Below are 13,207 nucleotides of genomic sequence, written 5' to 3'. Positions count from 1 at the left end.
ATATCTATGAAGAAATCTAATTTTATTAGTCTGGACAGTTTGTCATTGCAGGATTTTGATGAAAATTCTGAATTAATCCCATTAATGACACCTGAAGATGAAGAGCAAATAAATAACGAACAGTTACCAGAAACATTACCAATTCTATCATTGCGTAATACAGTTTTATTTCCTGGTGTTGTAATACCTATTACTGCTGGAAGAGATAAAAGTATTAAGTTAATAGATGATGCAAATAAAGGTTCTAAAGTTATTGGAGTAGTATCACAAAAGGATGAAGCAATAGAAAATCCTAAAGCTGGAGATATACACGAAATAGGAACCGTTGCACGTATTTTAAAGGTTTTAAAAATGCCAGATGGTAATACAACCGTTATTATACAAGGTAAAAAACGTTTTAGTGTTGCAGAGGTGATTACCGAAGAGCCTTACATAAATGCTACAGTTCGTGAAGTTCCAGAAGCAAAACCAGCAAAAGTAAATAAAGAGTTTCAAGCTATTACAGACTCTATTAAAGACTTAGCGCTTAAAATTATAAAGGATAGCCCAAATATTCCTAGCGAAGCGTCTTTTGCAATTAAGAATATTGAAAGCGATTCGTTTTTAATAAATTTTGTGTCTTCAAATATGAATTTGCCTGTTAAAGACAAGCAAAAACTATTAGAAACAAACGACCTTAAAGAACGTGCTTTAGAAACATTAAAGTTTATGAATATCGAACTTCAAAAATTGGAGTTAAAAAACGATATACAATCTAAGGTTCAAAGCGATATGAACCAGCAGCAACGTGAATATTTCCTTAATCAGCAAATGAAAACCATACAAGAAGAACTTGGTGGTGGGAATGCAGAGGAAATGGAAGACATGAAAAAGCGTGCTAAACTTAAAAAGTGGGACGATAAAGTTGGAGAGCATTTTGAAAAAGAATTATCTAAAATGCAACGTATGAATCCGCAAGTTGCGGAGTATTCAATCCAACGTAATTATTTAGACTTGTTTCTAGATTTACCGTGGAATGAGTTTAGTAAAGATAAATTCGATCTTAAGCGTGCTAAAAAAATATTAGATAGAGACCACTACGGACTTGACGATGTTAAAAAACGAATTATAGAGTATTTAGCAGTGTTAAAATTACGTAACGACATGAAATCGCCTATTCTTTGTTTATATGGACCTCCAGGTGTTGGTAAAACATCATTAGGAAAGTCTATTGCCGAAGCATTAGGAAGAGAATACGTACGTATGTCTTTAGGAGGTTTACGTGATGAAGCCGAAATTAGAGGACATAGAAAAACCTATATAGGTGCTATGCCAGGACGTATTATTCAATCTTTAAAAAAGGCAGGAACATCTAATCCGGTATTTGTATTAGATGAAATAGATAAGCTATCTAACTCAAACCAAGGTGATCCATCATCAGCTTTATTAGAGGTTTTAGATCCAGAACAAAATAGCGAGTTCCATGATAACTTCCTTGAAATGGGTTACGATTTGTCTAAAGTTATGTTTATAGCAACATCCAACAGTTTAGCAAATATACAGCCAGCGCTTCGAGATAGAATGGAGATAATAAATGTTACAGGTTATACAATTGAAGAAAAAGCCGAAATAGGAAAAAGACATTTATTACCAAAACAATTAAAAGAGCATGGTTTAACAGATAACGATTTAAAATTAGGAAAACCACAAATAGAAAAAATAGTAGAAGGTTATACTAGAGAATCTGGAGTAAGAAGCCTAGAAAAACAAATTGCAAAAATGGTACGTTATGCTGCCATGAATATTGCAATGGAAGAAGAATACAGCCTTAAAGTAAATAACGATACTATTGTTGAAGTTTTAGGTGGACCAAAATTAGAACGTGATAAATACGAAAATAATGATGTTGCCGGAGTAGTAACAGGCTTAGCTTGGACTAGAGTAGGAGGCGATATTTTATTTATAGAATCTATTTTATCTAAAGGAAAAGGTTCTATGTCCATTACAGGAAATTTAGGAAAAGTAATGAAAGAATCTGCAACCATTGCTATGGAGTACATAAAAGCCAATGCAGATGAGTTTGGTATAAATTCTGAAGTTTTCGATAAATATAACGTGCATATTCACGTACCAGAAGGTGCAACACCTAAAGATGGGCCGAGTGCAGGTGTTACTATGTTAACTTCTTTAGTATCTTTGTTCACGCAACGTAAGGTTAAAAAGAGTTTAGCAATGACAGGTGAAATTACACTTCGTGGGAAAGTTTTACCAGTTGGCGGAATAAAAGAAAAAATCTTAGCTGCAAAACGAGCAAAAATTAAAGAAATATTACTTTGCGAAGATAATAGACGAGATATTGAAGAAATTAAACCAGATTATTTAAAAGGTTTAACTTTTCATTATGTTTCAGATATGAAAGATGTTTTAAAACTAGCTATTACAAAGCAAAAAGTAAAAGGCGCTAAAAAAATTTAAAAAAATGAAGGCAATTGCAATTGGTTTATTCGGTTTACTATCAATAGGAACTTTTGCTCAAGAACATGAAGTTACAGAAGAGTTTCTTCCTGTTAATGTAGAGGGAAAGGAAGCTTATATGTCTACAAAAACAGGAGAATTTACCTTTCGCGAACACGATAAAACAGATCCTACACAGTTAAAAACAACACCAAGCGGAGTGGTTTATACAGATATAAGCACACATACTGTTAAAAAAGGAGAAACATTATCTACTATTGCCAAAAAAAATGAAGTGTCTGTTGCCGAAATTAAAGCACATAATAACATTACAAATGGTAATTTAAAAATAGGATCTAGTTTAAAAATTGTAAAAAAAATATTAGTAAAATCTAGCAGTCCTGTAGTAAGTTATGTTGGTAGAGAACGTATTATTGCTAAATTAAGACCAGGCGAATCTCCTGGTCAATTTGCACCTCCACCTTCAATAGAAGATGTAGAGAATAAAGTTATTAAAACCGAAAAAACTCAAGAAAAAGCTTCGGCAACAGTATATAAGGCAGAAACTAGTATTAAAAACCCAATTTTTGGTTTAGAAGACGATGCCAAAGAAACTAAAACCGTTGTAGAAAATGAAGCAGCCCTCAATAAAAAAGAACGTTTAGCTAAGCTTAAAGCAGAAATGAAAGCTCTAGAAGCAGAGCTTGAAAAAGAAGAGGAGAAAGAAGAAGAAATAGAAAGTAAAATACCTGCTCCAGTTGAAACAGTAGAAGAAATTGTAGAGGAAAAAATAGATGCTAAACCTTCAATAGAATCTAAAGAGCAAGAAACTAATGCTTTAGAAAAAGTAAAAGCAAGTAATCCTAATGCTAAAATTGAAGAAGATAAAGAGGGAAAAAAAGTTATAGTGTTTGAAAACAAACCTTTAGAAAAAGAAGAATCAACAGCAGAAAAAGCAAAACAAGTTATAGCATCTGTAAGGAAAACAGAAAAAGAAATAGAAGCTTCAAAAAAAATAGATAAAGAAAAAGAGGCTTTAATTGAAAGTACTTCTAACGAAAGTAATGAGGATAAAAATAATAAAGAAGACGTTTCATATTATACAGTAAAAAAAGGAAATTCACTTTGGTCCATTGCACGAATGCACAACATGACTGTAGATGATGTAAAAAAGTTAAATAACTTAAAAAACAATAATCTTACTATTGGCCAAAAATTAAAAGTTACACCTAAAAAATAACCCAAAAAAAATAAGATTCTCGCTTTCTCGAGAGACATATATGAAAAGAACAATTCTGGCACTTTCATGTCTTGTAGGCATTAGTGCATTCGCTCAGGATAATTTGGTAGATGTTGTAATAGATGGTAAACCTGCAAAAATGAATACAACAACTGGAGTTTATACATTTACAACTGGAGCACCAGATAGTTATACTTCCAATAATACGGTAACAACAGTTACAGAAAAAGCAAACCCAAACGTAGAAGCCAAAACAGTTTTAGATAGTAAAATTCATACTGTAGTTAAAGGAGAAACTTTGTATTCTATATCTAAAAAGTACGAAATTAGCATGGCACATATAAAAAGTTTAAATAATTTAAGCTCTAATGTGCTAAGTGTAAATCAACAGTTAAAAATAGGTTATAATACAAAAGCAGAAATTAGTAATAACTCGGTTTATATTGTAAAGAAAGGAGACTCGCTATTTGGTATTGCAAAAAGAGAAGGTCTTTCGGTTGCAGAATTAAAGCAATTAAATGGCCTTGAAACTAATATTATTAAAGTAGGGCAAGAACTTAAATTAAAATAAAAAACTCAACGTAGCGTTTTAAGATAGATTTAACTACTTTTGTCTCTTTATGGTAAAAAAAATTGCACTTTTTTGCTTTACTTTAATTAGCTCTTATTGTTTCGCGCAATTAGGAGGGCAATCTACATATCAGTTTTTAAACCTGGTATCTTCGCCAAGACAAGCAGCTTTAGGAGGAAAAGTACTTACAAATATAGATTGGGACGTTACACAAGGTATTTACAATCCGTCTGCAATTAATGTAGAAATGGATAATCAGTTTGCATTAAACTATACCAGTTATTTAGGAGGTGTAAAATATGGAACTGCCGCTTATGCTTACACTGTAGATAGGCGAGTACAAACCTATCATGCAGGAATCACTTATATTAATTATGGTGATTTTGATGGTTATGATGAAGATGGTAATGCAACAGGAACATTTTCTGGAGCAGAAACAGCATTGTCTTTTGGTTACGCATTGCAAATAGGCTATAGCGATTTTTATGCAGGAGCAAACATAAAATTAATTAACTCTAGTTTAGAGCAGTATAACTCTTTTGGTGCGGCAACAGATTTAGCATTAATGTATATAGACGAGCGTTTGGAGTTTCAAGGCACTTTAGTAGTTAGAAACTTAGGTACGCAAATTACTACTTATGCAGGCACACAAGAATCATTACCATTCGAAGTAGCAATTGGTTTATCTCAAACATTAGAAAACATACCATTACGTTGGCACTTAACATTCGATAATTTGCAGCAATGGCCAATTGGAGAGCCAAATCCAGCAAGAGCAACTACAGACTTAGAAGGAAACCAAACACAAGAAAAAGTTGGCTTTTTAGCACAAGTTGTAAGACATACAATACTAGGAGCAGAGCTTTTTCCAAGTAAAGGTTTTAATATACGCTTAGGTTACAATTTTAGACGTGCCGAAGAACTTCGTATAGAAGACCAACGTAATTTTTCTGGTCTTTCAGCCGGCTTTTCTGTAAAGCTTAATAAAATGCGTTTTAGTTATACACATGCTAAATATACGGCAGCTTCTAATTCTAACTTTTTTGGTTTACAAATAGATTTAAGATAGTAGTAATTAGCTTTTTTATGAAGTTTATAGCTGCGTATAATTTTAAAAAAAATTAATACAATTTCAATCTTTTAATTTAATAAAATATAAAAGAAAATACATAAAACTAATGGGAGATTTAAAAAAACAAACAGACGCTAAAATAGAAGCAGGTAGAAAAGCTAAACCAGAATTTATGAAAGGTGTAGATGAGGTTATAGCAAAAGCTAAAGCATTTAAAGAAGGAGAAAATGCTTTAAAAGTAGGAGATAAAGCGCCAGATTTTACACTCCCAAACGCTAAAGGTGCATCTATAAGTTTAAATAAGTTATTAAATAAAGGACCAGTAGTAGTTACATTTTACCGTGGAGATTGGTGCCTATATTGCAATTTACAATTAAGAGCGCTTCAAGCAAAATTAAACCAAATACACGAATTAGGAGCTAATTTAGTTGCTATAAGCCCACAAGTTCCAGATGGATCTTTAACAGAAAGCGAAATTAGTAAAATGGAATTTATAGTCCTATCAGACCAAAATGCAAAAGTAGCTTCAGAGTATGGTGTTGCTTGGGAAGTTCCCGAATTTTTAATGGAGCACATGCGCGTAGACCGTGGTCTCGATTTAGAGGCTATTAATAATGGAAATTCTAATATATTGCCAATTCCAGGAACATTTATTTTAGGGCAAGATGGTGTTGTAAAGTGGAATTATGTAAATGTAGATTATAGGACACGTTCTGAACCAGATGAAATTATTGATGCTTTAAAAAGGCTATCATAAATTTTACAGAAAACAAACGCTCCTGCTTTTTTACTTAAGAGAGAGGTAGCTTGACTTTGTAAAAAAAATCGACTAACTTCGTTTACTCGTGCTGAACTTGTTTCAGTAACGTTTGATACAAAACATACTTAACTTTAAATATCAGAACGCATTGGCAGTAACTATCATAAAACGAAACATCATGAGAAATCTAATTATAATCGCCTCAATTTTTTTCTTTTTACAAGCCTGTAAAGAAGACTCTAAGAACAAAAATTCAGAATTAAAAGAATTAATCACTGAAGTAGAGAGTTATTTTGAAGGAGAAGTTTCTGATGCAGATATTGATAATTTAGGTAATTTCAAATTTGATACAGGAGCTGCTTCAACAGGTAGAGTATCTGGTAAATTATCAAAAGTTTTTATTTCATTAGAAATAATTCCAGAACACCCTGGTTGTGCTGATATTTGTCCAGAAATGGCTCTGATTCATTTTAAATGTGAAAACGAAACTAAATGTGTAACTGATCCTGCAGATCCTCAAACTTATGGTTATTTCAATGAAGGTGTTATATCTTTTGAAAATTTAGAAACAGGTAAAAAAGTATATTCGCTTTTAAATGAAATCAAAAATAAACTTTAAAACTACTGCCAACAACGTGTATAACTAATTACTTGGTTTGTGTGTACTCGGAAAATCCGCAGGATTTTCCTAACGTCTAGTTTCTTTTTGTTAACTTAGTTTTCGCCAACGCAACTAACCATACACAACAACGTTAAACGAACCTTTCAAAATTTAAATACAATAAAGTGCAAAAAATAACAATAGCCATAGACGGTTTTTCTTCTACAGGAAAAAGTACAGTAGCTAAGCAATTAGCAAAACATTTAGGATACATTTATGTAGATACTGGCGCAATGTATCGTGCTGTAACTTTATTTACTATGCAAAATGGTTTTATAGATAAAGAGCACTTTAATATAAACGCTTTAGTAGAAAAATTAAGAAATATAACCATTAGTTTTAAATTTAATAAAGATTTGGGTTTTGCCGAGGTATACTTAAATGGTGTAAACGTAGAAAAAGAAATTAGAACTTTAGAAGTCTCTAGTTATGTAAGTAAAGTAGCAGCAATACCAGAAGTGCGTTACCAATTGGTAAAACAACAACAACAAATGGGTAAAGATAAAGGAGTTGTTATGGATGGTAGAGATATTGGTACCGTAGTATTTCCATATGCAGAACTAAAACTATTTATGATTGCTAGTGCAGAAAAAAGAGCAACCAGACGTTTTAATGAGTTAATAGAAAGAGGAGACAATGTTAAATATGAAGACGTTTTAAGAAACGTACAAGAACGAGATTATATAGACTCTAACCGCGAAGACTCTCCATTACGTAAAGCAGAAGATGCTATAGAAATAGATAATAGTGATTTATCTTTAGTAGAGCAATTTAATAAAGTATTACATCTAGTAGAAAAGACTTTTAACAAAATAAAATAAACATTAAAGCCAAACAAAAAGCGAACCAACAATTGTTAGTCCGCTTTTCAAAAGAAATCTGCTATTAATCCCTACAAGTTCGGGATTATTAATTCTTGATTTGGGTGAATTACATCTGGATTATCTAAGATATTTGTGTTTGCTTTAAAAATAGCGTTATACTTACTAGCATTTCCATAATATTGCTTAGCAATAGCACCTAAAGTTTCACCACTTTTAACAGTATGTTTTGCGTACAAACTAGTGTCTGCAACCTTAATATCTGCAACAATATCACTAGGGTTCTCGCCACCAATGGCTTTAATCTCATCCCAAAGTAAGTTTTTTTCGTATTGCGTTGCAGCAGTACCTTTTACAGTTAATACTCCATTAGCTTCAGAAACATCTCCATTAGCTATATTTAATTTTTCTCCTAAATCAAGTACGCCTTGATATTTTGCTTTTACAGCCATATTTTAATTAAATTATAATTTTACGTGTTTAAAGGTATAAAATTTCTGACAAAATACAATCAACTAATATCTAATTATTAGTTTAAAAATCAGCCGTTTAAATTTTTATTAAAGAATTAGGCAATATTATTAAAAAGTAGTATTTTTGCACTCCTTTTTAGCACCTGTAGGAAAAACAAAAAAGGAATCAAAAACAAATATTTATAACACTTCTGTGTGATTAGTGCTTAAGTTTTCCAATACATGCAGAATACAAATGTAATGTAAAAACGTTTTATTATATAGAAATAACGTGAGCATTACAAGAATTACTTAAATGGCTGATAAAGCAAAACAAGAAGAAGTTGTAGCAGAAGCACAAGAAACTGCAAACACAACAAAAGAAGCTCCAGTAGTATCTGAAGCACAAGCAAACCCTGAAAAATTCTTAAAAGAATTTAACTGGCACAATTACCAAGAAGGTATTGATGAGGTTGAAGATTCTCAATTAAAAGAATTTGAAAAATTAGTATCAGAAAATTTCGTAGACACATTAGATGACGAAGTTGTAACTGGAGAAGTAGTACACATTACAGATCGTGATGCTATTATCGACATCAACGCAAAATCTGAAGGTGTAATTTCTTTAAACGAATTTCGTTACAATCCAGATTTAAAAGTTGGAGACAAAGTAGAAGTATTAATAGATGTACGTGAAGACGCAACAGGACAATTAGTATTATCTCACAGAAAAGCACGTGTTATTAAAGCTTGGGATCGTGTAAACAATGCACACGATACAGGTGAAATAGTTAACGGTTTCGTTAAGTGTAGAACTAAAGGTGGTATGATTGTAGATGTTTTTGGAATTGAAGCATTCTTACCAGGTTCTCAAATTGATGTTAAACCAATTAGAGATTACGACCAGTACGTAAACAAAACTATGGAATTTAAAGTTGTAAAAATCAACCACGAATTCAAAAACGTAGTAGTTTCTCATAAAGCACTTATTGAGGCTGATATTGAAGAGCAAAAGAAAGAAATTATTGGTCAATTAGAAAAAGGTCAAGTATTAGAAGGTATCGTTAAGAACATTACTTCTTACGGTGTATTTATCGATCTTGGAGGAGTTGACGGATTAGTACATATTACAGATTTATCTTGGTCAAGAATTAACCATCCAAACGAGATTGTTGAGTTAGACCAAAAATTAAATGTTGTAATCCTTGATTTTGATGAAAACAAATCAAGAATCCAATTAGGTCTTAAGCAATTATCTAAACATCCTTGGGATGCTTTAGGAGAAAGCGTATCAGTTGGAGACAAAGTAAAAGGTAAAGTAGTTGTAATCGCAGATTACGGTGCATTTATTGAAGTAGCAGAAGGAGTTGAAGGTTTAGTTCACGTTTCTGAAATGTCTTGGTCTACACACTTACGTTCGGCTAACGATTTTGTAAAAGTTGGAGATGAAATTGATGCTCAAATCTTAACATTAGATAGAGAAGATAGAAAAATGTCATTAGGTATCAAGCAATTAACGCAAGATCCATGGACAGACATTACAACTAAATATCCTGTAGGTTCTAAGCACACAGGTATTGTACGTAACTTTACAAACTTTGGTGTTTTTGTTGAATTAGAAGAAGGTATCGATGGATTAATTTACATCTCAGATTTATCTTGGACTAAGAAAATTAAGCACCCATCTGAGTTCTGTGCAGTTGGAGACAAATTAGACGTAGTAGTATTAGAGTTAGATGTTGAAGGACGTAAATTATCTTTAGGTCACAAACAAACAACTGAGAATCCTTGGGATAAATACGAAACTGAATTTGCTTTAGGTACTACACATACAGCAGAAATTGCTGAAGTAGTAGACAAAGGAGCAACAATTGAATTTAATGAAGACATCGTAGCATTTGTTCCTTCTCGTCACCTTGAAAAAGAAGACGGTAAGAAATTAAAGAAAGGTGATACTGCAGAATTCAAAATTATTGAATTTAATAAAGAGTTTAAGAGAGTAGTAGCTTCGCATACTGCAATCTTTAGAGAAGAAGAAATGGCAAACGTAAAAGCCGCTCAAGCTAAGCAAGCCTCTCAGGCAGCAGAAGCTAAGCCAACTTTAGGTGACGCTAACGACGCTTTACAAGCTCTTAAAGATAAAATGGATGGGAAAAAATAAATTCTAGCGAAAGCAGGAATCTTATCCTATTAAATTTTAAGCCTCTCGGAAACGAGAGGCTTTTTTTATTAAGCTTTTTTTAAAGTTTTAACTGTATTAAAATTCAATAAATAAAGATTAACTTTAAAACTTATCTTTCAACTTCAAATAATTTAACCTAACTTTGTTTTTCAAATACCCTTACAGCGTATATGAGTCAGAAAGTGCTACTTAATGCAACAGACATAAACATCATTCTTCACAGATTGGCTTGTCAATTAATTGAAAACCATAAAGATTTTTCTAATACCGTTTTAGTAGGCATACAGCCACGAGGAAAATATCTAGCTAGTCGTTTAGCACAAATGCTAAAAGACGAATACAAAATAAAAAATTTACAGGTAGGATATTTAGATATTACATTTTATCGTGACGATTTTAGAAGAGGCGATAAAATACACGAAGCAAATACTACAAAAATAGATTTTATAGTAGAAGATAAAAACGTTGTCTTTATCGACGATGTTTTATATACAGGACGAAGCATACGTGCTGCATTAACAGCAATACAATCCTTTGGGAGACCAAATGAAATAGAATTACTAACATTAATAGATCGACGCTTTAGTAGACATTTACCTATACAACCAAATTATCGAGGAAGGCAAGTAGATGCAATTAACAAAGAAAAGGTAAAAGTTAGCTGGATAGAAAATGATGGAGAAGATGTTGTTTACTTAGTTAATAGTTAATATTAGTAACATAACAATATAAAAAGCATAACCGAAGACTAAAAGATATGAGCGAGTTAAGTGTCAATCACTTATTAGGAATTAAATACCTTCAAGAAAAAGATATTCAACTTATTTTTGAAACAGCCGATCATTTTAAAGAGGTGATAAATAGGCCAATAAAAAAAGTGCCATCACTTCGTGATATAACTATAGCAAACTTATTTTTTGAAAACTCCACCAGAACGAAACTGTCTTTCGAATTGGCAGAGAAACGTTTATCTGCAGATGTTATTAATTTTTCTGCTGGACAATCTTCGGTTAAAAAAGGAGAAACTTTAATAGATACAGTAAATAATATATTATCTATGAAGGTGGATATGGTGGTTATGCGTCATCCCAATCCAGGAGCAGGTGTTTTTTTATCTAAACATGTAAAAGCAAATATAATTAATGCTGGAGACGGCGCACACGAGCATCCTACGCAAGCTTTACTAGACTCTTATTCTATTAGAGAACGATTAGGAGATGTAGCAGGAAAAAATGTAGTAATTGTTGGAGATATTTTGCACAGTCGAGTTGCACTTTCTAATATTTATGCATTAAAATTACAAGGTGCAAATGTTATGGTTTGCGGTCCTAAAACTTTAATTCCTAAATATATTGGAGATTTAGGTGTAAAAGTAGAAACTAACTTACGCAAAGCGTTAGAATGGTGTGACGTTGCAAATATGCTTCGTGTTCAAAATGAACGTATGGATATTAGTTATTTTCCATCAACTAGAGAATATACACAACAATTTGGAGTTAATAAAGCATTATTAGATTCTTTAAATAAAGAAATCACAATTATGCATCCAGGACCTATAAATAGAGGTGTTGAAATAACAAGTGATGTTGCAGATTCTAAACAGGCTATTATTTTAGATCAAGTACAAAATGGAGTAGCAGTTAGAATGGCAGTAATATATTTATTAGCTGGCAAAATAAAACAATAAGTGATGATTATAGATCAAGAAGAAAATATCACAATAATTACTCAAGAAAAGGCGAGTATTATTGAATTAGTAAAAAAAATAGAAGCTTTATACCCAAAATTTAAAAAGCATAATATTATAATAAAATTATCTTCTTTAGGTACAATAGCTTTACAAGACATTATTGAGTTTTTAAGACTCTCGAATACTCATCGTGCATCAAAACAATCATTTGTAATTGTTACAAACGCAATAAATCCAAACGAAACGCCAGAAGAAATAATAGTAGTTCCTACTTTAAAAGAAGCCTACGATATTATAGATATGGAGGAAATGGAGCGTGATTTAGGGTTTTAAACTGTTTATTTGTTTCTAGTTAAATAGCTTATTAATTAAGCTAAATCCATTAGCATAAAAACGAATTGACATTATTTATATGAAATTAAACATTTTAGGCTGTTATAGTGCAACACCAAGAACGTTCACCAATCCAACATCTCAAGTATTAGAAATAAACAATCATTTGTTTTTAATAGACTGTGGAGAAGGAACACAAGTGCAATTGCGTAGGCATAAAATTAAGTTTAATAGAATTAAGCATATCTTTATTTCTCATTTACATGGCGATCATTTTTTTGGATTAGTTGGTTTAATTTCCACAATGCGTTTATTAACAAGAGAAACAGAATTACACATTTATGCTCCTAAAGGTTTAAAAGAAGTAATTACACTTCAAATGAAATTAGCAAATTCCTGGACAAATTTCGACCTTATTTTTCATGAATTAACTAGTGAATTTTCAGAATTAATTTTCGAAGATAAAAAAGTAGAAGTTTACACAATACCTTTAAATCATCGTGTTTATACTAATGGTTTTCTTTTTAAAGAAAAACCTGGAGAACGTAAATTAGATATGAATGCCGTATTAAATGCAAACATAGATATTGCATATTACAGAAAGTTGAAGCAAGGTGCAGATGTTATAAATAACGATGGTGAAATTATAAATAACGAAGCTGTTACATTTGCTCCAGACAAACCAAAAAGTTATGCTTTTTGTAGTGATACTGCCTATAAAGAGGATATTGTACCAATAATTAAAAATGTAGATGTATTATATCATGAATCTACTTTTTTAGAACAACATGCACATTTAGCACCAAAAACAAAACACAGTACAGCTAAAGAAGCAGGAAGTATTGCCAAACAAGCCAATGTTGGTAAACTATTATTAGGGCATTATTCTACACGTTACGATGATTTAAACCTTTTTAAAACCGAAGCACAAACACTTTTTAAAAATGTTGAACTTGCAGACGACGGTAAAGTTTTCGAGTTTTAAAAAAATA

General features: G+C 31.7%; 13 protein-coding genes. 12 read left to right on the top strand and 1 reads right to left on the bottom strand.

What is annotated here, in order from left to right; genetic code table 11:
• The first annotated feature begins 6 nt into the window (after positions 1–6).
• The 7 genes from lon (at position 7) to cmk (ending at position 7,558) form a co-directional block, all read left to right on the top strand.
• Positions 7–2,454 carry an endopeptidase La gene (gene lon / locus CLV86_RS02280; RefSeq protein WP_121049168.1) on the top strand — a complete coding sequence of 816 codons (2,448 nt, stop codon included), beginning with the start codon at positions 7–9 and terminating at the stop codon, positions 2,452–2,454.
• Positions 2,455–2,458: 4 nt separating this feature from the next.
• Complete coding sequence (locus CLV86_RS02275; RefSeq protein WP_121049165.1) at positions 2,459–3,673, top strand: LysM peptidoglycan-binding domain-containing protein; 1,215 nt, start codon at positions 2,459–2,461, stop codon at positions 3,671–3,673.
• Positions 3,674–3,713: 40 nt separating this feature from the next.
• Positions 3,714–4,244, top strand: coding sequence for a LysM peptidoglycan-binding domain-containing protein (locus CLV86_RS02270; RefSeq protein ID WP_121049162.1), 531 nt, complete (start codon positions 3,714–3,716; stop codon positions 4,242–4,244).
• A 49-nt stretch (positions 4,245–4,293) separates the two neighbouring features.
• On the top strand, positions 4,294–5,313 hold the full coding sequence (porQ, locus tag CLV86_RS02265; protein ID WP_076733020.1) for a type IX secretion system protein PorQ: 1,020 nt from the start codon (positions 4,294–4,296) through the stop codon (positions 5,311–5,313).
• Positions 5,314–5,422: 109 nt separating this feature from the next.
• Positions 5,423–6,073 (top strand): peroxiredoxin-like family protein, encoded by a 651-nt coding sequence (locus CLV86_RS02260; RefSeq protein WP_121049159.1) that lies wholly within the window; start codon positions 5,423–5,425, stop codon positions 6,071–6,073.
• 181 nt (positions 6,074–6,254) lie between these two features.
• The gene (locus tag CLV86_RS02255) at positions 6,255–6,695 is read left to right on the top strand and encodes a hypothetical protein (protein ID WP_121049156.1); all 441 of its coding nucleotides are present in this window, start codon (positions 6,255–6,257) and stop codon (positions 6,693–6,695) included.
• 167 nt (positions 6,696–6,862) lie between these two features.
• The gene (gene cmk / locus CLV86_RS02250; RefSeq protein WP_121049153.1) at positions 6,863–7,558 is read left to right on the top strand and encodes a (d)CMP kinase; all 696 of its coding nucleotides are present in this window, start codon (positions 6,863–6,865) and stop codon (positions 7,556–7,558) included.
• A 71-nt stretch (positions 7,559–7,629) separates the two neighbouring features.
• Here cmk and CLV86_RS02245 read toward each other — a convergent pair whose 3' ends face one another.
• Positions 7,630–8,010 carry a LysM peptidoglycan-binding domain-containing protein gene (locus CLV86_RS02245; protein ID WP_076733025.1) on the bottom strand — a complete coding sequence of 127 codons (381 nt, stop codon included), beginning with the start codon at positions 8,008–8,010 and terminating at the stop codon, positions 7,630–7,632.
• Between the two features lie 316 nt (positions 8,011–8,326).
• Here CLV86_RS02245 and rpsA point away from each other — a divergent pair, with 316 nt between their 5' ends.
• The 5 genes from rpsA to CLV86_RS02220 all read left to right on the top strand — a co-directional run bounded on the left by rpsA (position 8,327) and on the right by CLV86_RS02220 (position 13,200).
• Positions 8,327–10,171 carry a 30S ribosomal protein S1 gene (rpsA, locus tag CLV86_RS02240; protein WP_076733026.1) on the top strand — a complete coding sequence of 615 codons (1,845 nt, stop codon included), beginning with the start codon at positions 8,327–8,329 and terminating at the stop codon, positions 10,169–10,171.
• A 191-nt stretch (positions 10,172–10,362) separates the two neighbouring features.
• Positions 10,363–10,902 carry a bifunctional pyr operon transcriptional regulator/uracil phosphoribosyltransferase PyrR gene (pyrR, locus tag CLV86_RS02235; protein WP_121049150.1) on the top strand — a complete coding sequence of 180 codons (540 nt, stop codon included), beginning with the start codon at positions 10,363–10,365 and terminating at the stop codon, positions 10,900–10,902.
• A gap of 47 nt (positions 10,903–10,949) precedes the next feature.
• On the top strand, positions 10,950–11,879 hold the full coding sequence (locus CLV86_RS02230; protein WP_076733028.1) for an aspartate carbamoyltransferase catalytic subunit: 930 nt from the start codon (positions 10,950–10,952) through the stop codon (positions 11,877–11,879).
• 3 nt (positions 11,880–11,882) lie between these two features.
• Positions 11,883–12,215 (top strand): ribonuclease Z, encoded by a 333-nt coding sequence (locus CLV86_RS02225; protein WP_076733029.1) that lies wholly within the window; start codon positions 11,883–11,885, stop codon positions 12,213–12,215.
• Positions 12,216–12,294: 79 nt separating this feature from the next.
• Complete coding sequence (locus CLV86_RS02220) at positions 12,295–13,200, top strand: ribonuclease Z (RefSeq protein WP_121049147.1); 906 nt, start codon at positions 12,295–12,297, stop codon at positions 13,198–13,200.
• Positions 13,201–13,207 lie beyond the last annotated feature (7 nt).

This window comes from Lacinutrix venerupis, assembly GCF_003663945.1.
In the GTDB taxonomy this organism is placed as follows: Bacteria; Bacteroidota; Bacteroidia; order Flavobacteriales; family Flavobacteriaceae; genus Lacinutrix; species Lacinutrix venerupis.
This window is presented reverse-complemented; position numbering and strand designations above follow the sequence as displayed.

Coding starts and splice junctions, on each gene's coding strand:
- lon (WP_121049168.1), top strand. CDS start 7: ATGAAGAAATCTAATTTTATTAGTCTGGACAGTTTGTCATTGCAGGAT.
- CLV86_RS02275 (WP_121049165.1), top strand. CDS start 2,459: ATGAAGGCAATTGCAATTGGTTTATTCGGTTTACTATCAATAGGAACT.
- CLV86_RS02270 (WP_121049162.1), top strand. CDS start 3,714: ATGAAAAGAACAATTCTGGCACTTTCATGTCTTGTAGGCATTAGTGCA.
- porQ (WP_076733020.1), top strand. CDS start 4,294: ATGGTAAAAAAAATTGCACTTTTTTGCTTTACTTTAATTAGCTCTTAT.
- CLV86_RS02260 (WP_121049159.1), top strand. CDS start 5,423: ATGGGAGATTTAAAAAAACAAACAGACGCTAAAATAGAAGCAGGTAGA.
- CLV86_RS02255 (WP_121049156.1), top strand. CDS start 6,255: ATGAGAAATCTAATTATAATCGCCTCAATTTTTTTCTTTTTACAAGCC.
- CLV86_RS02245 (WP_076733025.1), bottom strand. CDS start 8,010: ATGGCTGTAAAAGCAAAATATCAAGGCGTACTTGATTTAGGAGAAAAA.
- rpsA (WP_076733026.1), top strand. CDS start 8,327: ATGGCTGATAAAGCAAAACAAGAAGAAGTTGTAGCAGAAGCACAAGAA.
- pyrR (WP_121049150.1), top strand. CDS start 10,363: ATGAGTCAGAAAGTGCTACTTAATGCAACAGACATAAACATCATTCTT.
- CLV86_RS02230 (WP_076733028.1), top strand. CDS start 10,950: ATGAGCGAGTTAAGTGTCAATCACTTATTAGGAATTAAATACCTTCAA.
- CLV86_RS02225 (WP_076733029.1), top strand. CDS start 11,883: ATGATTATAGATCAAGAAGAAAATATCACAATAATTACTCAAGAAAAG.
- CLV86_RS02220 (WP_121049147.1), top strand. CDS start 12,295: ATGAAATTAAACATTTTAGGCTGTTATAGTGCAACACCAAGAACGTTC.